Source organism: Halomarina pelagica (assembly GCF_024228315.1).
GTDB classification, from domain to species: domain Archaea; phylum Halobacteriota; class Halobacteria; order Halobacteriales; family Haloarculaceae; genus Halomarina; species Halomarina pelagica.
Map to the genome: position 1 here is coordinate 2,537,798 of NZ_CP100454.1, position 20,317 is coordinate 2,558,114.

24 protein-coding genes are annotated in these 20,317 nt (G+C 68.8%); 10 read left to right on the top strand and 14 right to left on the bottom strand.

The window, feature by feature from the left end; all coding sequences use genetic code 11:
* Positions 1-3: 3 nt before the first annotated feature.
* Both NKI68_RS13175 and NKI68_RS13180 read left to right on the top strand, forming a co-directional pair.
* Positions 4-1,713: an acyl-CoA carboxylase subunit beta gene (locus tag NKI68_RS13175; protein WP_254543563.1), complete on the top strand. Its 1,710-nt coding sequence runs from the start codon at positions 4-6 to the stop codon at positions 1,711-1,713.
* Between the two features lie 189 nt (positions 1,714-1,902).
* Positions 1,903-2,268 (top strand): DUF5658 family protein, encoded by a 366-nt coding sequence (locus NKI68_RS13180; protein ID WP_254543564.1) that lies wholly within the window; start codon positions 1,903-1,905, stop codon positions 2,266-2,268.
* 27 nt (positions 2,269-2,295) lie between these two features.
* Here the strand turns inward: NKI68_RS13180 and NKI68_RS13185 are convergent, their stop codons facing one another.
* The gene (locus NKI68_RS13185; protein ID WP_254543565.1) at positions 2,296-2,742 is read right to left on the bottom strand and encodes a MaoC family dehydratase; all 447 of its coding nucleotides are present in this window, start codon (positions 2,740-2,742) and stop codon (positions 2,296-2,298) included.
* A 309-nt stretch (positions 2,743-3,051) separates the two neighbouring features.
* Here NKI68_RS13185 and NKI68_RS13190 point away from each other — a divergent pair, with 309 nt between their 5' ends.
* The 4 genes from NKI68_RS13190 to mvaD all read left to right on the top strand — a co-directional run bounded on the left by NKI68_RS13190 (position 3,052) and on the right by mvaD (position 8,195).
* Entirely contained in the window at positions 3,052-3,885 is an 834-nt protein-coding gene (locus NKI68_RS13190; protein ID WP_254543566.1) for an HpcH/HpaI aldolase/citrate lyase family protein, read from the top strand.
* 122 nt (positions 3,886-4,007) lie between these two features.
* The gene (locus tag NKI68_RS13195; RefSeq protein WP_254543567.1) at positions 4,008-5,267 is read left to right on the top strand and encodes a Glu/Leu/Phe/Val family dehydrogenase; all 1,260 of its coding nucleotides are present in this window, start codon (positions 4,008-4,010) and stop codon (positions 5,265-5,267) included.
* Positions 5,268-5,627: 360 nt separating this feature from the next.
* Positions 5,628-7,133 carry an ATPase domain-containing protein gene (locus NKI68_RS13200; protein WP_254543568.1) on the top strand — a complete coding sequence of 502 codons (1,506 nt, stop codon included), beginning with the start codon at positions 5,628-5,630 and terminating at the stop codon, positions 7,131-7,133.
* Between the two features lie 93 nt (positions 7,134-7,226).
* A complete protein-coding gene (mvaD, locus tag NKI68_RS13205) occupies positions 7,227-8,195 on the top strand; it encodes a phosphomevalonate decarboxylase MvaD (protein WP_254543569.1) in 969 nt (322 codons plus the stop codon).
* Between the two features lie 30 nt (positions 8,196-8,225).
* Here mvaD and NKI68_RS13210 read toward each other — a convergent pair whose 3' ends face one another.
* From NKI68_RS13210 to NKI68_RS13225, 4 genes are all read right to left on the bottom strand, one after another.
* Positions 8,226-8,711 carry a cupin domain-containing protein gene (locus NKI68_RS13210; protein WP_254543570.1) on the bottom strand — a complete coding sequence of 162 codons (486 nt, stop codon included), beginning with the start codon at positions 8,709-8,711 and terminating at the stop codon, positions 8,226-8,228.
* A 70-nt stretch (positions 8,712-8,781) separates the two neighbouring features.
* Positions 8,782-9,945 (bottom strand): cystathionine gamma-synthase, encoded by a 1,164-nt coding sequence (locus NKI68_RS13215; RefSeq protein ID WP_254543571.1) that lies wholly within the window; start codon positions 9,943-9,945, stop codon positions 8,782-8,784.
* Positions 9,946-10,454: 509 nt separating this feature from the next.
* Positions 10,455-11,432 (bottom strand): PLP-dependent cysteine synthase family protein, encoded by a 978-nt coding sequence (locus NKI68_RS13220; RefSeq protein ID WP_254543572.1) that lies wholly within the window; start codon positions 11,430-11,432, stop codon positions 10,455-10,457.
* 133 nt (positions 11,433-11,565) lie between these two features.
* Positions 11,566-12,354 (bottom strand): BtpA/SgcQ family protein, encoded by a 789-nt coding sequence (locus NKI68_RS13225; protein ID WP_254543573.1) that lies wholly within the window; start codon positions 12,352-12,354, stop codon positions 11,566-11,568.
* Positions 12,355-12,485: 131 nt separating this feature from the next.
* On the opposite strand from NKI68_RS13225, the gene NKI68_RS13230 reads away from it, so the two are divergent.
* Complete coding sequence (locus tag NKI68_RS13230) at positions 12,486-12,989, top strand: gamma carbonic anhydrase family protein (protein ID WP_254543574.1); 504 nt, start codon at positions 12,486-12,488, stop codon at positions 12,987-12,989.
* A gap of 39 nt (positions 12,990-13,028) precedes the next feature.
* Here NKI68_RS13230 and NKI68_RS13235 read toward each other — a convergent pair whose 3' ends face one another.
* The 3 genes from NKI68_RS13235 to NKI68_RS13245 form a co-directional block, all read right to left on the bottom strand.
* Positions 13,029-13,508 carry a hypothetical protein gene (locus NKI68_RS13235; protein ID WP_254543575.1) on the bottom strand — a complete coding sequence of 160 codons (480 nt, stop codon included), beginning with the start codon at positions 13,506-13,508 and terminating at the stop codon, positions 13,029-13,031.
* Positions 13,509-13,631: 123 nt separating this feature from the next.
* The gene (locus tag NKI68_RS13240; RefSeq protein ID WP_254543576.1) at positions 13,632-13,979 is read right to left on the bottom strand and encodes a HalOD1 output domain-containing protein; all 348 of its coding nucleotides are present in this window, start codon (positions 13,977-13,979) and stop codon (positions 13,632-13,634) included.
* A gap of 127 nt (positions 13,980-14,106) precedes the next feature.
* On the bottom strand, positions 14,107-14,757 hold the full coding sequence (locus NKI68_RS13245; RefSeq protein WP_254543577.1) for a helix-turn-helix domain-containing protein: 651 nt from the start codon (positions 14,755-14,757) through the stop codon (positions 14,107-14,109).
* 129 nt (positions 14,758-14,886) lie between these two features.
* Here NKI68_RS13245 and NKI68_RS13250 point away from each other — a divergent pair, with 129 nt between their 5' ends.
* The gene (locus NKI68_RS13250; protein WP_254543578.1) at positions 14,887-15,696 is read left to right on the top strand and encodes an alpha/beta fold hydrolase; all 810 of its coding nucleotides are present in this window, start codon (positions 14,887-14,889) and stop codon (positions 15,694-15,696) included.
* Positions 15,697-15,837: 141 nt separating this feature from the next.
* Complete coding sequence (locus NKI68_RS13255; RefSeq protein ID WP_254543579.1) at positions 15,838-16,671, top strand: SDR family oxidoreductase; 834 nt, start codon at positions 15,838-15,840, stop codon at positions 16,669-16,671.
* Positions 16,672-16,876: 205 nt separating this feature from the next.
* Here NKI68_RS13255 and NKI68_RS13260 read toward each other — a convergent pair whose 3' ends face one another.
* Both NKI68_RS13260 and NKI68_RS13265 read right to left on the bottom strand, forming a co-directional pair.
* A complete protein-coding gene (locus tag NKI68_RS13260; RefSeq protein ID WP_254543580.1) occupies positions 16,877-17,128 on the bottom strand; it encodes a hypothetical protein in 252 nt (83 codons plus the stop codon).
* A gap of 137 nt (positions 17,129-17,265) precedes the next feature.
* The gene (locus NKI68_RS13265; RefSeq protein WP_254543581.1) at positions 17,266-17,721 is read right to left on the bottom strand and encodes a DUF6653 family protein; all 456 of its coding nucleotides are present in this window, start codon (positions 17,719-17,721) and stop codon (positions 17,266-17,268) included.
* A gap of 167 nt (positions 17,722-17,888) precedes the next feature.
* Between NKI68_RS13265 and NKI68_RS13270 the strand changes: the two genes are divergently transcribed.
* Positions 17,889-18,071 (top strand): hypothetical protein, encoded by a 183-nt coding sequence (locus NKI68_RS13270; RefSeq protein WP_254543582.1) that lies wholly within the window; start codon positions 17,889-17,891, stop codon positions 18,069-18,071.
* A gap of 100 nt (positions 18,072-18,171) precedes the next feature.
* Here the strand turns inward: NKI68_RS13270 and NKI68_RS13275 are convergent, their stop codons facing one another.
* The 4 genes from NKI68_RS13275 to NKI68_RS13290 form a co-directional block, all read right to left on the bottom strand.
* Positions 18,172-18,369, bottom strand: a complete 198-nt coding sequence (locus NKI68_RS13275) for a hypothetical protein (protein WP_254543583.1) — start codon at positions 18,367-18,369, stop codon at positions 18,172-18,174.
* An 8-nt stretch (positions 18,370-18,377) separates the two neighbouring features.
* Complete coding sequence (locus NKI68_RS13280; RefSeq protein WP_254543584.1) at positions 18,378-18,647, bottom strand: hypothetical protein; 270 nt, start codon at positions 18,645-18,647, stop codon at positions 18,378-18,380.
* A gap of 23 nt (positions 18,648-18,670) precedes the next feature.
* A complete protein-coding gene (locus NKI68_RS13285; RefSeq protein ID WP_254543585.1) occupies positions 18,671-19,198 on the bottom strand; it encodes an HNH endonuclease in 528 nt (175 codons plus the stop codon).
* A gap of 122 nt (positions 19,199-19,320) precedes the next feature.
* Entirely contained in the window at positions 19,321-20,277 is a 957-nt protein-coding gene (locus tag NKI68_RS13290; RefSeq protein ID WP_254543586.1) for an alpha/beta fold hydrolase, read from the bottom strand.
* Positions 20,278-20,317 lie beyond the last annotated feature (40 nt).

Here is a 20,317-nt window from a genome sequence, read left to right on the forward strand (position 1 = left end):
CGTATGAAGGTTCGCATCGACGAGGGCGCGAGCGAGGACGAGGCCGCCGCCATCGCCGCCGCGCTCGCGCGCCACGCCGTCGAGGAGGTCCGGGTCTACGTGGGGGACGCGGCGGAACCGGCGGTCGTCCACGAGGGCAACCGGGTCGGTGACGCCGTGCCGCACGACGACTTCGGGCCGACCGACCGCGAGATCGCGCTGCTCGAGGAGATCGCCGACATCGAGCAGGGCGGCCCCGAGAAGTACAGGGAGCGACTCGACGAGCAGGGGAAGTTGTTCGTGCGCGACCGCCTCGACCTCTGGTTCCCCGAGGGACTGCTCTTCGAGGACGGGACGTTCGCGGAGTTCGACGCGGCGGACCGGCTCCCCGCCGACGGCCTGCTCACCGGCGCGGCGGAGTTCGAGGGACGGGAGGTCCACTTCATGGCCAACGACTTCACCGTGAAGGCGGGATCGATGGCCGCGAAGGGCGTCGAGAAGTTCCTCCGGATGCAACAGCGCGCGCTGAAGACCGGCAAGCCGATCCTCTACCTGATGGACTCCTCGGGGGGGCGCATCGACCAGCAGACCGGCTTCTTCGCCAATCGCGAGGGGATCGGGAAGTACTACTACAACCACTCGATGCTCTCGGGGTACGTCCCGCAGATCTGCGTCCTCTACGGGCCGTGCATCGCGGGCGCGGCCTACACGCCGGTCTTCGCCGACTTCACCGTGATGGTGAAGGGGATGAGCGCGATGGCGATCGCCAGCCCGCGGATGGTGCAGATGGTCACCGGCGAGGAGATCAGCATGGAGGACCTCGGCGGGCCGGAGGTCCACGCCCGGTACTCGGGGAGCGCGGACCTCGTGGCCGAGGACGAGGAGCACGCCCGCGACCTCGTCGCCCAGTTGATCGGCTACCTCCCGAACAACGCGGGGGGGAAGCCGCCCCGGGCCGAGCCGCGCGACCCCGCGCAGTCGCCGACGGGGATCGACCGCATCGTCCCGACGGAGCCGAACCGGGGGTACGACGTGCGCGAGTTGATCGACCACGTGGTCGACGCGGAGTCGTTCTTCGAACTCCAGCCGAACTACGGCGGCGAGATCGTCACGGCGTTCGCGCGCATCGACGGGCGACCGGTGGGCATCGTCGCGAACCAGCCCGCCACGCGCGCCGGTGCGATCTTCCCCGACGCCGCGGGGAAGGCCGCGGAGTTCATCTGGAAATGTGACGCGTTCAACGTCCCCCTACTGTACCTCTGTGACACGCCCGGGTTCATGGCCGGGTCGCAGGTCGAGAAGGACGGCATCCTCGAACAGGGCAAGAAGATGATCTACGCCACCTCCTCGGCGACGGTCCCCAAGCAGTGCGTCGTCGTCCGCAAGGCCTACGGCGCGGGCATCTACGCGATGAGCGGCCCGGCGTACGACCCCGATTCGACGATCGCGCTCCCGAGCGGCGAGATCGCCATCATGGGCCCGGAGGCGGCCATCAACGCCGTCTACCGGAACAGGCTGGACGCCATCGACGACCCGGAGGAACGCGCACGTCGCGAGGCGGAACTGCGCGAGGAGTACCGACAGGACATCGACGTCCACCGGATGGCGAGCGAGACGGTCATCGACGAGATAATACCGCCCAGCGCGCTCCGTAAAGAACTGGCTAACCGGTTCGCGTTCTACGAAACGGTCAGGAAGGATCTCCCTGACAAGAAACACGGAACCGTCCTCTAGGCGGCGACGACGGGGCGACGTCGGGTCGCCGTCGGACGGCCCGGCCGCCGTTCGTTCGAACCGCGCTACACAGTTCTTTACGCCGACGCGTTCGGGGGTAGGTCACTGGTAACAATGGCGAAACGGGTGTTCTCCAGAGGTACGATCACGGTGGCGTCCCGGACGCCGCCCCTCTGGCCAAACCACCCCATGTCTTCCATCGAACTCGCCGCGTACGTGCGCCACGGTTGGAACGACCGCTCGCCGCTCTCGGTCGCAGCGCGACACGAGCGTGCGTTCTGGGGGCTCGCCGCGACGGCGATGCTCCTCGACGTCGCCCTGACGCATTACGGTCTCCGACTCGGACTCGTCGAAATGAACCCCATCGCGTCGCAGGTCATCGCCCAGTACGGCCTGCCCGGGATGGTCGGGATGAAGTCGTTCGGGTTCGGGGTCGCCCTGTTCGGTCGGCAGGTCGTCCACCGCCGGTACGCGGCGCTGGTGCCGCTCGCGCTCGCGCTCCCGTGGCTGGTCGCGGTGTGCATCAACGTCGTGATGATCGCGTCGATCGTCTGATCGGCCGCTGCGCTCTCCTCCCGTTATTCACGGCCGCTTCAACGACAGCGCGGTCCGATCGAACGCACAGACCAGGTCGTCGTTCTGATTGAACGCCTCGACGTGCATGGTGACGACGCCGCGCTCGCCGTCGCTCGTCTCTCGCTTGTCGGTCACCGTCGTCCGCGCGCGGAGGGTGTCGCCGTGGAAGACCGGGTGGGGGTGCTCCACGTCGTCGTAGGAGAGGTTGGCGACGATGGTCCCGTCGGTGGTGTCGGGAATCGACAGGCCGACCGCCAGCGACATCGTGTAGAGGCCGTTTACGAGCCGTCTCCCGAACTCCGTCTCCGCGGCGAACTCCCGGTCGAGGTGTAGCGGCTGCTGGTTCATCGTCATGTCGCAGAAGCGCTGGTTGTCGCTCTCGCTCACCGTGCGGCGCTTCTCGTGCTCGATGGTCCGGCCGACCTCGAACTCCTCGTAGTACAGTCCGGGCATGAGCGATGGTCGACCCGGCGGGATAAAAGCGTGGGCGGGTTCGACTCGCTACGCCGATCGATGCCGACCAACGGCGACCGACGGCGATCGACGCCGTAACGCTCGCCCTTCACCCGTCCCGGCGCGCGGGATCGCCCCCGAGCGCCCCCGGGGACGGGCGAGTCGGCCGTGCGCGCGGAACCGCCTCCTCTCTCTTGCTCCACTCGTCCACTCGATCCCGCGTGAAACGTTCACCTACTCGGATAGGTCGGGCCGAGGGGCGGCGGTCGACCGCCTCGATTCAATACCCCTCGGGCACACTCTCTCCCCATGCCGCGACGAACCCTGCTCTTCTCGCCCGGTGACAAGCCAGCGATGATGCGGAAGGCCCCCGGGAGCGGTGCCGACGTCGTCGTCTTCGACCTCGAGGACGCCGTCGCGCCGGAACGCAAGGACGCGGGCCGCGAGGCCGTCCGCGAGGTGCTCACCGATCCCGACTTCGACCCCGACTGCGAGGTGTGCGTGCGGGTCTCCGGTCACGCGACCGGCGACGACCTCGACGAGGTGCTCGCGGGGAGGCCGCGTCTCGACGCCGTGATGCTTCCGAAGGCGGAATCGGCCGACGACGTGGACGCGCTGGCGGCGGAACTGGCCGTTCGTGGGGTCGAACTCCCCGTCTTCGCGCTCTGCGAGACGGCGGCGGGCGTCCTGCACGCCGAGTCGATCGCGAGCGCGGACGCGACGGCGGCCGTCGCCTTCGGCGCGGAGGACCTCTCGGCCGACATCGGCGCGAGCCGCACCGAGGCGGGGACTGAGGTGCTCTACGCCCGCGAGCACGTCGTCCTCGCGGCGAGCGCGGCGGGCGTCGACGCGATCGACACCGTCTTCACCGACATCGAGGGGACGGACCGTCTCGCCGAGGAGAGCGCCTTCGCGCGCGACCTCGGCTACGACGGGAAGATGGCGATCCATCCCGCGCAGGTGCCCGTCATCAACGAGGCGTTCACGCCCAGCGACGAGCAGGTCGCGTGGGCGCGGCGCGTCCTCGCCGCGCGCGACGAGCACGACGGCGAGGGCGTCCTCCGCGTCGACGGGGAGATGATCGACGCCCCGCTCATCGCCCGCGCGGAGACCGTCGTCGAACGGGTCGAGGGCGGTCGGTGACTCGACTGTAAAGCCCGTCTTACGCCGGTAGGTAGGTGTTACTCGGCCGGCGGTGCGGGGGGCGACGTGCCCGCCGAAACCGCCCCCGACACGTTTAACAGCGCCCCTTCCGAGGGTCGGGTATGTCTCACGCGGCGAATCCCTTCGAGAGTTTGCAGGAGCAGATCGACGACGCCGCCGAGTATCTCGACGTTCGCCCGGACCTCCTCGAACGACTCAAGCATCCCGAACGAATCCTGGAGACGAACCTCACCGTCGAACTGGACGGCGGCGACCTCGGCGTCTTCAAGGCGTTCCGGTCGCAGTTCAACGGCGACCGCGGCCCCTACAAGGGCGGCATCCGCTATCACCCGAACGTCACCCGCGACGAGGTGAAGGCGCTCTCGGGGTGGATGGTCTACAAGACCGCCGTCGTCGACATCCCCTACGGCGGCGGGAAGGGCGGGATCGCCATCGATCCCCGCGAGCACTCCGACGAGGAGATGGAGCGGGTCACTCGGTCGTTCGCGAAGGAACTCCGGCCGTTCATCGGCCCGGACAAGGACATCCCCGCCCCCGACGTGAACACGGGACAGCGGGAGATGAACTGGATCAAGGACACCTACGAGACGCTGGAGAACACGACCGCGCCGGGCGTCATCACCGGGAAGGCCCCCGACAGCGGCGGGAGCGCGGGGCGCGTCGAGGCGACCGGTCGATCGGTCATGCTCACCGCGCGCGAGGCGTTCGAGTACCTCGGCAAGGGGATCGAGGACGCGACGGTCGCCGTCCAGGGCTACGGCAACGCCGGGTCGGTCGCCGCGAAGCTCATCGAGTCCGACCTCGGGGGGAAGATCGTCGCGGTCTCCGACTCCAGCGGCGCGGTCTACAACCCGGAGGGCCTCGACGCGCGGGCGGTCAAGGACTTCAAGGACGAGACCGGGTCGGTGGCCGGGTACGAGGGCGCGAGCGAGGAACTCACCAACGAGGAGTTGCTGACGCTCGACGTGGACCTGCTCGTCCCCGCCGCGCTGGAGAACGCGATCGACGCCGACGTCGCGCGGGACGTCGGGGCCGACGTGATCGTCGAGGCGGCCAACGGCCCCGTCACGCCCGACGCGGACGAGATCCTCACCGAGCGCGACGTCGAGGTGCTCCCCGACATCCTCGCCAACGCGGGCGGCGTCACCGTGAGCTACTTCGAGTGGGTGCAGAACCGCCAGCGCTTCTACTGGACCGAGGAGCGCGTCAACGACGAACTCGAGCGGGTCATCACCGAGGCGTTCGACGCGCTCGTCGAGGCCTACGAGGGGAAGGGAACGCCCAACTTCCGGACCGCCGCCTACGTCGTCGCCATCGAGCGGGTCGTGACGGCGTACGAACAGGGCGGCACGTGGCCGTAGGATCCGCTCGAGTGAGTCGTCCGGCTCCGGTCAGCGGGATCGACGCGTCGGTTCGAACGTCTCGGGCGTCCCCCGATCGACGAACTCCCGACTGATTCCCGTCGGGTAAAAGCACTTATACGGTGGCGATAATATCATACTGGAGTGCATGTCTGGCGCGTGACACGGGGATTCGCGCGTCCGACGCCGGGACGGAGGAGGTCGAGCGTGGAGACGGCCGCGGAGTCGCGTCCCGACGCCCGGGATCGACTCACGATTGTCGGGAGGACGTGACGCCGACCTGTCGGTTCGACGGGTGAGCGGGACGGTCGCCGTCTCGGATCCCGTGAACCCGAACAGAATCCCCGGCCGGAACACACCATGACCGAAATCACTGACACGCTGACTGACAAATCCCCGCCGCTGACGCGGGTATCGACCGGGATCGACGGCCTCGACGAGGTTCTCGACGGGGGGTATCTGGCTCGCCGGAACTACCTCGTTCGCGGCAGTCCTGGCGTCGGCAAGACGCTCGTCGGGTTCCACTTTCTCGCGGCCGGCGCGGACGCGGGCGACCAGTCGCTCTTCATCAACCTCGGCGAGGCGGAAGAGGACGTCCGCCGCGACGTCGAACGGTTCGGGTTGGGGAGCGAGTTCGAGTCGGTACCGATCGTCGACCTGAGCCCGTCGTCGGGATACTTCACCGACGCCGGCGACATCTTCCCGCCGGACGAGACCGAGGGCAGGTCCGTCACGCAGGAGATCGTCGACGAGGTTCGGGCGTACGACCCCGACCGCGTCGTCGTCGATCCGCTCTCGCAGTTCCGGTACCTCTCGACCGACGAGGCACACTTCCGCAAACAGGTCCTGTCGTTCCTGAAGTTCCTCAAGGAGTCCGAGGCGACGGTGGTGTTCACCGCCGAGAGCACCGCGGCCACCCCCGACGACGACCTCCAGTTCATGAGCGACGGCGTCGTCACCCTCGACTACCCGTCGCCGTCGCGGACGCTCGAGGTCAGCAAGTTCCGAGGGTCCGAGTTCCAGGGTGGAACTCACGCCGTCCGCATCACCGGGGAGGGGATGACGGTCTTTCCCCAGCTCCTCCCCGGGGAGTATCAGGCCGAGTTCTCACCGGATCCGATCCCCTCCGGCGTCCCGGAGATGGATCGACTCCTGCACGGCGGGCTGGAACGTGGGACCGTCACGCTCATGAGTGGGCCGACTGGCGTCGGGAAGACCACTACCGGGACCCAGTTCATGAAGGAGGCGGCCGGACGGGGTGATCGATCGGTCATCTACCTGTTCGAGGAGTCGAAGGCGACCTTCATGCACCGTCTGGAGGCGATCAACATGCCCGTTCGGGACATGATCGACCGCGGCTCGCTGGCGGTGAAGGAGATCGAGGCGCTCCAGCTCTCGTCGGCGGAGTTCGCCCGCGACGTCCGGCGCGAGGTGGAGGAGGAGAACACCGGGATCGTGATGATCGACGGGATCGACGGGTATCGGCTCTCCATCCGGGGCGACAGCGACCGGGGCATCACCGAACTTCACGCGCTCGGCAGCTACCTCCAGAACGTGGGGGTCACGACGATCCTGATCGGCGAGGTGGAGACCGTCACCGGGGACTTCCGGGTCACGAAAGACGAGATCAGCTACCTGGCCGACAACGTCCTGTTCCTCCGCTATCTGGAACTCGACGGTCAGCTCCGGAAGGCGGTCGGCGTGTTGAAGATGCGGGCGAGCGACTTCGAACGGACGTTGCGGGGGTTCGAGATCACCGAGTACGGAATCGCCGTCGGCGACCCGCTCACCGGACTCCGGGGCGTCCTGCGGGGCGAACCCAGGTGGATCGAAGATCCCAATACGAGCGCCGGATCGGACGGCTGAACGGGTCGCGGTCGAAACCGCGACCTCACGAACCGGGACGCGTCATCGCGCGGACCCGAACCGCTTAAGCGGGTATCGGGCCGCGGGGTTGGTATGAAAGCGACCGCGCGGGCCCACCCGATCCAGGGGCTCGTGAAGTACCACGGGATGCGCGACGCCGACCTGCGCCTGCCGTACCACGACAGCATCAGCGTCTGCACCGCGCCGAGCAACACGACGACGACGGTCGAGTTCGACCCCGACCTCGACGCCGACGACCTCACCATCGACGGGGAGGCGGTGACGGGGCGGGCCGCCGAGCGGGTCGCGCACGTCGTGGACCACGTCCGCTCGCTCGCGGGCATCGACCATCGGGTGCGGTTCGAGAGCGAGTCGTCGTTCCCGACGAACATCGGCTTCGGCTCCTCCTCATCGGGGTTCGCCGCCGCCGCGACGGCGCTCTGTGCGGCGGCCGACCTCGACATGACCCGCCCGGAGATCTCGACGGTCGCCCGCCGCGGGTCGTCCTCGGCCGCCCGCGCCGTCACGGGCGCGTTCTCCCACCTCCGGACGGGGTTGAACGACGAGGACTGCCGCTCCGAGCGCATCGAGACGGACCTGGAGGACGACCTGCGGATCGTCGCCGCCGAGGTGCCCGCCTACAAGGAGACCGAGGAGGCCCACGCCGAGGCCGCCGAGAGCCACATGTTCGAGGCGCGGATGGCCCACATCCACGGCCAGATCGCGGAGATGCGCGACGCGCTCTACCGCGCCGACTTCGACGCCGCCTTCGAACTCGCGGAGCACGACTCGCTCTCGCTCGCCGCGACGACGATGACCGGCCCCGCGGGGTGGGTCTACTGGCAGCCGACGACCCTCCGCGTGTTCGACACGGTCCGGGATCTCCGCGACGACGGCGTCCCCGTCTACTTCTCGACGGACACCGGCGCGAGCGTCTACGTCAACACCACCCGCGAGCACGTAGAGCGCGTCGAGAGGGCGGTGAGCGAGCACGCCCCCACCCGCGTCTGGGAGGTGGGCGGCCCCGCGCGGGTGCTAGAACCGGACGAAGCGCTGTTCTGAGCGGTCGGCTGCTCGACCGACGTACGCGTACTACCGCTCCAGCCCGCACTCGTTGCAGGTCATCTCGAATCCGCCGTCGGCGAGCGCGACGCCGTGGCCCGTCTCCTCCTCGCACTCCGGACAGTAGACGATCGACTCGATCTCGTCCCACTCGTGGCTCGCGCCCGGCGCGCCGATCGCGAGGCCGACGACGCGCTCCTCGCCCCTGTTGATACCCTGCTGGAACTCCCCCGGCTCGAACCGGACGGCCGCGTCGGGACCGACCTCGACCTCCTCGGTCTCGTCGTCGATCTCCCCGCGGACCTCGAACGTGGCCGTCCCCTCCTGCACGTAGAACACCTCCTCCTGGTCGTGGTGGGTGTGGAGCCCGCCGGAGAACGACTCGCCGGTGCCGAGTTCGAAGTAGTTCATCGCGAAGTCGGCGGTGCCGAGCACCTTCGAGACGGGCTTTCTGACCTCGTGGACCTGCAGCGGGTTCGGCTCGTTTCGGATCTCGTCCAGGGCGACCTTCTTCATGGCGTGTACGTGCTGGGAGGCGGAACACATAGCTGTACGGCCTCGGTTCGGGTTGGCTATCGCCGTTCGGCTACCCCATCGCCCGTTCGATCGCCCGCTCCAGGTCCGCCCGGAGGTCCTCGACGTGCTCGACGCCCACGGAGACGCGGATCAGGCCGTCGGTGAGGCCGGCGGCGAGGCGCTCCTCACGCGGGACCGCGGCGTGGGTCATCGCCGCGGGTTGCTCGATCAGGCTCTCGACGCCGCCCAGCGACTCGGCCAGCGCGAACACCTCGGTCCCCGTGACGACGGCGCTCGCCTGCTCCAGCGTGCCGTCGAGTTCGAAGCTCAGCATCCCGCCGAAGTCGTCCATCTGCTCGCGGGCCACCTCGTGCTGGGGGTGCGAGTCGAGGCCGGGGTAGTGGACGGCGGCCACGTCGGGGTGGTCGTCCAGCCACGCGGCCAGCGCGCGGGCGTTCTCGCAGTGGCGGTCCATCCGCACGGGGAGCGTCTTCGTCCCCCGGAGGACGAGGAAGCAGCCGAAGGGATCGGGCGTCGCGCCGACGGCGTTCTGGTAGTAGCCGATGCGCTCGTCGAGGTCGGGGTCGTCCGTGATCAGCGCCCCGCCGACCACGTCCGAGTGGCCGCCGAGGTACTTCGTCAGCGAGTGGGAGACGACGTCCGCGCCGAGATCGAGCGGCCGCTGGAGGTACGGCGTGGCGAAGGTGTTGTCCACGGCGCAGAGCGCGCCGTGCTCGTGTGCGATCGCCGCGACGCGCTCTACGTCCACGACCCGCATCAGGGGGTTCGTCGGCGTCTCGACCCAGACGAGCGCGGTCTCGGGGCGCATCGCCGCCTCGATCGCCGCCGGGTCGGTCGTGTCGACGAAGTCGAACTCGAGGTCGTAGGACTCGTAGACGCCCGTGAACAGGCGGTGGGTCCCGCCGTAGACGTCGTCGCCCGTCACGACGTGATCGCCGGCCTCGAGGAGGTTCATCACGGTGTTGATCGACCCCATCCCGGAGGAGAAGGCGCGGCCGTGCGCGCCCCCCTCCAGGCTCGCGAGGTTCGCCTCCAGGGCGGTCCGAGTCGGGTTGCCCGTCCGGGAGTACTCGTAGCCCCGGTGGTCGCCCGGGCCGTCCTGGGCGTACGTCGAGTTGGCGAAGATGGGCGTCATCAGCGCGCCCGTCTCGGGGTCGGGGTCCTGTCCGGCGTGGATCGCGCGCGTCTCGATGCGGTGGGCGGGATCGTCCATGGGGAGACCAGCGTCGCCTCCGGTGTGTCTCTTGCCCTTCGCGCGAGCGTGTGGTAGCGGTCGGAATCGGGAACGCTCCCGAAGCCCTCGCGTGCTACGCTCGCGCGAACCACACTGCGCTCCTCGTTCGCTTCGCTCACTCCGGTGCTCGTGAGTTCGTGCTTCGCTTACCCCGCTCGCCCTTCGAGTCCACCAGGCGAGCCTGCCCTCTCCCGGGTCGCGCGACGAGACGCGCTCCCGGCCGGGGAACCTGCGGCCGGGCGCGTTCCTGCGCGCCCGACGGATCGGGTGGGACACCGAACACGGCCCGTTCCCCGGCGGACTGAACGGGGAGGGGGTAGCGATCCCGGAGGCCGCACGCACCGCAGGTGAGCGAGTGTAACGAGCGAACCCGAGGACGCGACGCGACCGAGTTGGGCGCACAGCGTGTCTCCGGGAGCGAAGCCCGCGAGGGCTTTCGAGGTCACGTTCACCGCGGAAGACCCACAGAACAGGGTGCGGACGACGTACTACCCCTGCCACTCCTCGAAGCTCCCGTAGATGCCCTTCGAGAGGTAGCGCTCGCTGGAGTCGGGGAAGACGGTGACGACGCTGTCGAAGGGGGCGTCGATCGCCCCCTCGTCGATTCCCTCGGCCACCTGCCGCGCGGCGACGCTCGCCGCGCCCGAACTGGAGGCGACGAGGTGCCCCTCCTCGCGCGCGAGGCGCTTCAGTTCGTCCTGCGCGTCGCGGTCGGGGACCGCGATCACGTCGTCGACCAGATCGGGGTCGAACAGCTCGTTCGTCGCCACGTCGCTCGTCCCGATCCCCTCCGTCTTGTACTCGTGGTGGCGGGGGTGGCGGCCGACCGCGCGACCGTAGACCGACCCCTCGGGCTCGACCGCCGCGACGTGAGTGCTCGGGTGGCGCTCTCGGGCGTAGCGGGCCACCCCCATCAGCGTGCCGGCGGTCCCGACCCCGGCGACGACCGCGCCGACCCGCCCGTCGAGCGCCTCGTAGATCTCCGGGGCGGTCGTGGCGAAGTGGGCCTCGGCGTTGAGCGGGTTCGAGAACTGCTGGGGGACGACGCCGTCGCGCGCCGCGGCCAGTTCGCGGGCGCGCTCGATCGCCCCGGCCATCCCGTCCTCGGTGGGGGTGTTCACGACCTCCGCGCCGAGCGCGCGCATGAGCTGTTGCTTCTCGACGCTGAACCGCTCGGGGACGACGAACACCGCGTCCACGTCGAGCTGGCCCGCCGCGATAGCGAACCCGATGCCCGTGTTGCCCGCCGTCGGCTCGACGACCGTGCCGCCGGGTTCGAGGGTCCCCTCCTCCAGCATCCGTTCGAGCATGTACCGCCCGATGCGGTCCTTCACGCTCGCGCCGGGGTTGAACGACTCCAGCTTGGCGTAGATCGGGACCGACTCGGGACCGGCGTGGACGCGGACGAGCGGCGTCTCGCCGATCGTCTCGAGCACCGACGGGAGGGGGTCGCGGCGTGTCGTCATCTATCGGCAAATCTTGCTCGTCGGCGCATTAATGTAGTGGGTTCGCGTGCGGAGGTCGCCCGTGCGTGGCGGGACGACGCGGCGCGCGGGACGCGGAAGGGTGCGAGGGGCGGAACGCGGACGAGCGCGGCCGCTACCGCCCCGCCGCCTCGACCAGCGCCCGGACGCGCCCCTCGTCCACCGGGTCGGCCGCGTCGCCCGCCTTGAGCGCGCTCCCGACGACGACGCCGTCGGCGACCGCGAGGAGGTCCGCGACGGTGTCGGCGGTCGCCCCGCTCCCGACGAACGCCGGCACGCCGTGCTCCTCTGCGACGGCGGCCACCGTCCGCAGGCGCTCGTCGTCGACGGGTCGGCCGGTTCCGCCGCCCGAGGCGATCACGCCGTCGGCGAGGCCGCGCTCGACGGCGTCGCGGGTCTCCGCCGCGAGGTCCTCCGGGGCGAGCGGGGCGCTGTGTTTCACCGCCACGTCCGCGAGGATCGCGACGTCCCGGTCGAGGCGCTCGCGCAGGCGGAGCGTCTCGTGGGCCCGCCCCTCGACGATCCCCTGATCGGTGAGGCGCGCCCCCGAGTGGACGTTCACCCGGATCGCGTCCGCGCCGGTCGCGGCGGCGACCGACAGCGCCGCCGCGGCGTCGTTGCGGAGGACGTTGACGCAGACGGGGAGGTCGATCGCCCCGCGGACCGCGCCGACGTGGGCCGTCATCTCGGCGACGACGTGTTTCGGCACGTCCGCCGGGTGGAACGGCGCGTCGCCGAAGTTCTCGACCATCACGGCGTCGACGCCGCCCGATTCCAGCGCGCGGGCGTCGGCCAGCGCGCGCTCCCGGACCGCCCGCCGGTCGCCGCCGTACCGCGGCGCGCCGGGGAGCGCCGGCAGGTGAACCATCCCGACGATCGGCCCGTCGTGGAGCCACTCGTGCATGCGTTCGCCGACGGACGGGCGGGTGAAAGCTGTGCCGTCGGGCGTACCGCGTTTCGCGGTGTTCACGGGGTGTCGAGCGTCGGGCGTCGAACGCGGCGTAGCTTTTTCCCCTCCCCCGTCGGTCATCGCGCATGGTCGTACGCAGCTTCGACGGGACGGAACCGACGATCCACGAGACCGCTCGCGTGGACGAGACCGCGGTGGTCATCGGCGAGGTGACGATCGAGGCCGACGCGAGCGTCTGGCCGAACGTCACGCTCCGGGGCGACTCGGGCGGCATCGTCGTGCGGGAGGGTGCGAACGTGCAGGACAACGCCGTCTGCCACGAGGGGACCGAGATCGGCCCGTCCGCGACGATCGGCCACACCGCCATCGTCCACGCCGCGACCGTCGGGGAGCGCGCGATGGTCGGCATGGGCGCGATCGTCCTCGACGGCGCGACGGTCGGCGACCGGGCGCTGGTCGCCGCGGGCGCGGTCGTCACCGAGGACACGGAGGTGCCGCCGGACACGCTCGTCGCGGGGACGCCCGCGGAGGTGATAAAGGAGGTCGAGGACTCCCCGTGGGCGCACGCCGGCGATCACTACGTCGAGCTGGCGACGCGCCACGCCGAGACGAGCGAGCGCCTCGAGTGATCGCGACCGTCGGTTACGGCGATCCGCCGCGGCGAGCGCTCACGACGATCGGCTCCCGCACTCGACGACGGCGGGATCCGTCGCGGCGGCCATCGAGATCGCGTCCGTCTCGGAGACGTCGCTACCGACCGCGACGTTGATCCCGTAGGCCTCCGAGGGGTACGAGTCGGCGGTCAGGTCGAGGGACGTCCACTCGTCGTCGCCCGCGTGCCGCGCGCGGACGACGTGGTGGCCCGCCTCGTTCGACCACGCGCACTCGACGTCCCGCTCCCCCGGCTCGCCCGATTTCCGCGCGGCGGGAACGTCGTACGCCCGCTCGTGTACCACCCCGCCGTCGCGCAGTACCCGCACCTCGATCCGCCGCGCTCGGTCGGTGAAGTTGGAGATCCACACCCGTCCGAGGGCGGGAGCGGCCGGCTCCCCGGTCAGCCCGGGAGACGAACAGCCGCCGAGGGTCGCCAGCGCCGCGAGGCTGCTCGCGCCGCTGACGAGGAACCGGCGGCGGGATCGGGTGCTCATCTCTCGGTGTACTTCTCGCCCGACTGAAAAACCTGTCGTCCGTTCGGTCGCACCGTCCGCCGTGCGTCGTGCGTCTCGACGCCCGTCCCTCGACCCCCGTCTCCGGCCTCGGACGCCCTCGACTCAGGTCGGTTCGGGCGTTCTTTCGAGAGGGCGAAGGCAGAGGCGGCCGTCAGCGTGCACCACGACGCGGTATCCGTCGTAGACGAACGCGACGTGCCCGTCGGTTCGCGGGACGCCGCAGAGCGACTCGAACAGTCGGTCGAGGGCGTCGAAGTCGAGGTGATCGGAGAGGGGGACGATCTCCGTCAGCCCTCGGCCGGTGACCGCGGCGAGCGCCAGCACCACGGAGGTGCTGACGGGATCGTTCGATTTCCAGTCGTGGACGGCGCAGTACCACCCCGTCTCGGGGTCGTATGCGACCGTCTCGCTTCCACCGTGGTGGAATCCGTCGGTAGGTTCGTCGTTCATGGGGACACTGCCGAGGACGGACCGAGCGGTACTCCGCCCGTCCTCGTCCGTCCCAACGACCCTGATGCCGGTGGAACCGGCGGTTCTCGGCAGAAGGGGTTTATAAGTGATTCCTCGGGGGAGCGCCCTATCGGTCGGCCGCCAGCGTGTTCCCGACCAACCGGTACAGCCCGCGCTGGATCCGCTGGGAGACCGCCCGCTGGCTCACTCCGAAGTGGTCGGCCAGTTCCTGCTGCGTAGTTCGGCGGGGGTCGTCGAAGTAGCCCCGTTCGTACGCGGCCACGATCGTCGTGCGTTGTTCCTCGGTCAGGTCGTACCGCTCCCCGGCGCGCATTTGCGTCACGCCGTATAGCCGCCGCAGTCGCAGAGGGATCTCGTTCTCGACGGTGTATCGTCGGAACTCCCGAAGTACGTCGCGGTCCGGAAAGCGAAGTTCGAACCGCCAGCCGTCAGCCGTCCCCCGAGCTTCGAGGATCGACGCCCCCGCCTCGGTAATGCCCGCGACGAGCCCGGCGACGGCGTGATTCCACCGCGCTCGGTACAGGACGCCGGTCCCGACGCGATCGACGGCGGTCAGCGACTCGACGGCTCGCTTCTCCCGCACTCGACGCTCGAACTCGTCGAAGTCACCGCTGTCCCACGCCCAGAAGAACGGCAGCACCCCCTCCTCGGCCGGTACGATGCGCTCCAGTTCGATCCGTATCTCCGACTCGGCCGTGAGCGCGTCACCGAGCGGAAACGCCCCGACCGGAAGCGTGAACTCCGCGATCGTCGCCATACCGACCCCTTGTCGCCCGGCCGTCAAAGGTACCGAGGCCGCTCGAAAGCCGTGTACGTGTCCGGGACGTACCCGTCCGCGTTCGAGGGCGTCCGTAGAGTGAGGTGACTCCGCGCCCTACGACGCGCGATGACTTCGTTCGAGACCGGCGACCTGCTCGGCCGGTTCCCGTACGTCCGGGTCGGGTCCGAATCAGAGCGGCTCGTCGTCTTCCCCGGCGTGGGCGACGCGATGTTCGACGGGGACTATCCGCCGCCGAGCGGATGGGCGCTCAGGACCTACTTCCGTCGGTTCGTCGACGACTACGCCGTCTACGTCGTGAGCCGCCCGCGAGGACTGCCGGCGGGACAGCGCATCGAGGACATGGCGGCCGACTACGCGGACGCCCTGGAGCGGGAACTCGGCCCCGCCGACGTGCTCGGTATCTCGATGGGCGGGATGATCGCCCAGGCGTTCGCCGCCGATCACCCGGATCTCGTCGACGAACTCGTGCTCGTCAACACCGGGTGTCGCGTGGCCGACGGTGCCCGGGACGCCGTCCGTCGGCTTCGGCGGTACGCGCGGACGCACGACTGGGCGCGAATCCGCGCCGAACTCGCGGTCGCGATGTTCACCGACTGGCGGGCGGTATCGTACCCGACGCTCGCGCTGACCGTCGGTCGGTTCGTCATGCCCAGGCCGGCCGTCGCGAGCGACGTCGGCGTCTCGCTCGACGCCGTCCTGTCGTTCGACGGGCGCGACCGACTCGACGACATCGCCGCCCGGACGCTCGTGGTCGGCGGCACCGACGACCCGTACTTCCCAAGGTCGATACTCGAGGAGACGGCCGCCGAGATCCCCGACGCGACGCTCTGTGCGTTCCGCGGGGCGAAGCACGGCGCGTTCCACGAACGGAAACCGGCCTTCGACTCCCGCGTCGAGGCGTTTCTGGGGCAGTAGCGGTCGCGTCGGGCGGCCGTGTCGGGTCCTTCCGTCGGGTGCTCCCGTCGTCCCGGTGCGCGAAACCGAGCGACGAGAGCCCGGTCCGATCGCCGAGTCTGCAAGTGCAACGACTACCGAACCGCGCGACGAAGCCCTCGTATGGCCGACGACACGGTCCTCATTACGGGGTGCGGGTCCGGGATCGGGCGCGAGACGGCGCTCGCGTTCCGCGAGCGGGGATGGAACGTCTGCGCCACTGACCCCGACCCGGACGCGATGGCCGACCTCGCGGAGCGCGGCTGTCTGACTCTCGAACTCGACGTGACCGAGGACGGCGACGCGACGGCTGTCGTCGAGCGCGTCGCTGGCGAGTTCGGCGGGATCGACTGCCTGTTCAACAACGCGGGATACGGGCAGATCGGCCCCCTGGAGGAACTTCCGACCGACCGGCTCCGAGAGCAGTTCGAGGTGAACGTCTTCGGCCAGCACCGCCTCCTGCGCGCGGTCCTGCCGGTGATGCGACGGCGGGACGGCGGGACGGTCGTCAACATGGCGAGCGTCTACGGACGGACCGTCTTCCCCGGCCAGGGGGCCTACTGCGCATCCAAATGGGCGGTCGAGGCGGTGACCGACACGCTCAGGACCGAGGTCGCGGATCACGGTATCGACGTTGTGACGATCGAACCTGGGCCGGTCGAGACGCGGTTCGGGGAGCGGGCGCTCGCGCGGAAGGAGGACCTCGAACCGACGGGGGCGTACGGCTGGTTCTACAGGCTCTACGACCCGGAACTGTACGACCGCCGGTTCATCGATCGCGGAGTCGGGTACGTCCAGCCCCGACGGGTAGCGGCGGTGGTCGTGGACGCCGCGACCGACGACGACCCCGACCGGCGTTACGTCGTCGGTCCGTGGAAGTACCCCCTGCTGCTCGGGGTCGTCGTGCCCGACGCGGCGCGCGACCTGCTCTATGGGCTCCTGAAGCGGTTCGCGTAGCGTCCTCGACGAACCGCGACGTCCCCGAGCAGAAGTCACTCACTCCCAGCCGTCCTACCCTTCACACGGGTGGCGTAGCGCCCGGGCGACGAGCGAGGACCGAGAGAAGCGATCGGGCGATTACTACGTGGTAGCGCCGCGACGAATCGAGTCGGAGTGGCGACCCGGACGGCAGGCGCAACCGTTACCCCCCGACCCCGGGGCGTCAGAGCACCACGCCGTGCATCAGAAATCCGACGGTGAGCCAGCCGCCGACGAGCACCCCGACGGCGACGGCGAGCGCGAGCAATCGGGGCGAGACGCCCGCGGTTCGTCCGTCGGCGTCCGCCGCCGCGCCGCAGCGGACGCACGTCCGGCGAGCGTGCTCCCCCGGCTGATCGATCCAGTCGTGGCCGTCGCGCCGACAGACGACGGGACCGAACAGCGGCGCGGCGGGCGACGGCGGTTCGTCGGTCATGATCGGTGGGTACTGTCCGCCTCGGCGGGATCCCCGATCGGGCGGCGTACAGCGTACGGGCGTTGAGTGCGCCACTGCGCCTAAATACTTGCCGGGTCGGTCGCGTGCGTCGGGCGGACGCCCGGCCACGATCCTCTCTACTCCCGAGTCGACCGATCGTACCGCCGGACGACCGACGCCACCCAGCCGAGTTTCAGCCCCGTCGACAGCGCGATGCCGACCGCCGCCCGGATCGGCTTTCGCGCGTAGGCGGCGTACAGCGCGTACCCGAACAGGGGGACGTTCAGCGCGTTGAGGACGTTCGGCCAGCCGAGACCGAACGCGCCGTTGCCCTCGTCGAGCCACCAGCGCTCCGCGCGCACCGCCCGGGTCATCCAGCCGTCGGCGTCCGGGTCCGGCCGACCGAACGCGATCGGATTGAGGACGGTCGCGAGGACGACCAGCGCGAACAGCCGCCGATCCCGCCGGTAGAGCGCGACCACCAGCAACGGACCCAGCAGCGTGCGCGACCAGCCGCTCTTCGGGTTCGAGTGACGCTCCCAGAACGCGTCTTCGAGTCGACCGCGCGTCGAACGCTCCGCTTCCCGCTCCATGCGTCCGGTACGCCGGTCGTCGACAAAAGCGTAGAGCCGCGCCGATCGAGTCGGAGGATCGCTCTATCCGACCCACCCGACACTCCCCGTCGCCGCTCCGTCCCCGTTCTCGACCGATCTATCAGAATATGGTAATAGTTATCCGCGGGTATCACCTCCCGAACTTCGTGGTTCGAGGGGAACGGCGGAAACTGGCGGTATGTACCGCGTGCGGAAGCTCGCGGGTGGTGCTGATCCAGTTAGACGGGGATCTCCACCCGATGAACCGCGACGGCACGTGTGAATGCGGTTCGGACAAGTTCGAACTGGTGAGCTGGGAGGACGTGGAACGACCGGTAGAGGAGGAGTGAGAGGAGTGGAGCGGTTCTATTCTCCTGGCTGCCTGCCGAAACAGAAAGGTAGACGAGCTTCGACGGACGTAGAACACCGCTCTCGAGGGGGTGGTTGACGTCACTCGCCTGCTTTTACGATGATTATTCCGACGAGTACGAGCGTCAGTTCCGTCTTGCAGTGGGGGAGATTGCGGAGGCCATCCATCCCGCCTGTACAACGTATCGTGAGATAGCTTCCGATCAAGAACACTACCAGTCCGACGAGGATCACGACTTCGGCTTGGCCCCTCGTGTCCGATGACTGGCGGTCGGTCATCGGACTCGTTATCGGAAGAGGCCGAAGCCTCCGCCGAGTGCACTCCCCCCGCGATCGGACTGTTTGGCGTACTTCTGGAACTCCTGTTCCGCGCCTTTGAAGTTTCGGACCTCTATCGTTCTCGTCATCACGTCCATCCCGACCTCGTCTATCATCCCCGTCGGTTCGTATTCGTCCGTGATGACGCGAGCCTTGAGGTCGCCCCGTCGCTTAATCTCGTACACGCCGTTCTGCACCTTTTCGAGGGTCCACTTACCGTCCCTTCGAACAACTGCCATACGTGAATTTCACCTTCTCGTACTTATCTGTTCACTTGGTACTTAAGCTTTGACCGGCTGATGGTTCCACCGTCAGCTTTTCGATGACAGTTCGGACAGAGTACGATCAGGTTGCCCGGGGCGTTGGAGCCTCCTTCCGATCGCGGTTCGATGTGATGGACATCGGGGGAGTCAACGCGCTCGTTACACCACTCACATCGCCGATCAGCACGCTCGAAGTCGAGTTCGTTTTTGAGGCTCTCGGGAGCCGGCGGGGTCTTTTCTGTGTTTGTGCGTGTCCGTTCGGAAGCTCCCGAGACTCCACCTCCGGACCCGCTGAACAGCCAGTTGACGGCTCTGTGAAGCCCCGACCGTTGGCGAACTCCTCTGAACCCCACGATGATATAGAGCAGACCCAACGCCGAGAGACCGACGATGACCCACCGCAGAAAGGCGGTTCGCGCCGAGAATGGTTCGTTTACTAACATGTACCCTCCGAAGATGAGCGAAACGATGAGGATACCGATTGGAGAGGGACTACCACTTCCAATACTATCTTGATCTAATGACATACATAATTCACTACATCAACGGAACATAAATATGTGCACTTCGACACGCGCTCTTTATCGGCGGGCGAGCGTATCGGGCACGAAATCGAATGGCAAAGACGACCCGGACGTAGAGGGGTTCGTTATCGCCCCAGCCAGTCGACCATCGCGTCTTCGTTTTCCACGATGGCGGAGACATGTCCGAGATCGGGGTAGAAGTGCGCCTCCGCAGTGGGAATCGCGTCCCACAGGGACAGTCCCATTTCGATCGGGGTGATCCGATCGGCCCGTCCGTGCCAGATTCCGACGGGCACGTCGATGGTCTCGAGGGGGAACCCCCAGTCGCCCGCGAACAGCCGTAGATCCCTGACGAACGTCGCGTTGCCGTGATGCTGGCTGGCGGCCGGTACTGAAGCGACCAGGAGCTTCCCGACCTCGCTTCTCCAGATCTCCTCGTCCCTCGGCGCGGCGGCTTCGATCCGCCGTTCGAGCGTCCACTCGGGCGCGTACAGCGCCGAGAGTTCCTCCGCTCGCAAGAACGTTCGGATCACCCACGGTACGTACGAAGCGCCGAGAGGGAGGAGCCGGGGTTTGAGACCGACCGATTCGATCGGGCCGAACCCGCAACAGACGGCGACCCGTGGAAATCGTTCGGGGGCTAACGCAGCGCACGCGACGGCGTACGGCCCGCCGGCAGAAATACCGAGCACGGGGGCCGCGTCGACGTCGAGGGCGTCCAACACCCCGGCAGCGTCGGCCGGCCAGTCGGCTATCTCCCGATCGGGGTCCGGGTCGGAGACGCCGACGCCCGGGCGCTCGGGGGCGACGATCCGAACCCCTCGCTCTCGACCGACGCGGTCGAACAGGGCGGCCCCCAGCCTGCCACTGGGCACGCCGTGAACGGCCAGAACCGGATCGCCGTCCGGATCACCCGTCTCTGCATACCCGAGCTTTCGGCCGTCCGGGAGCGTCACCGTATCCGGGTTTTCGAACAGGTCACGCGCGATAGCGAGCACTCCCCCGGCATCCTCCCCGAGGAATGGCGGCGTGGCGTTCCGCCCCCACCAGCGCCGGAACGGGACGTCGACGAGACTATGCATCGTCCGTATACCGGTGGCCGTCTAAGTAAGGGTTGACGTC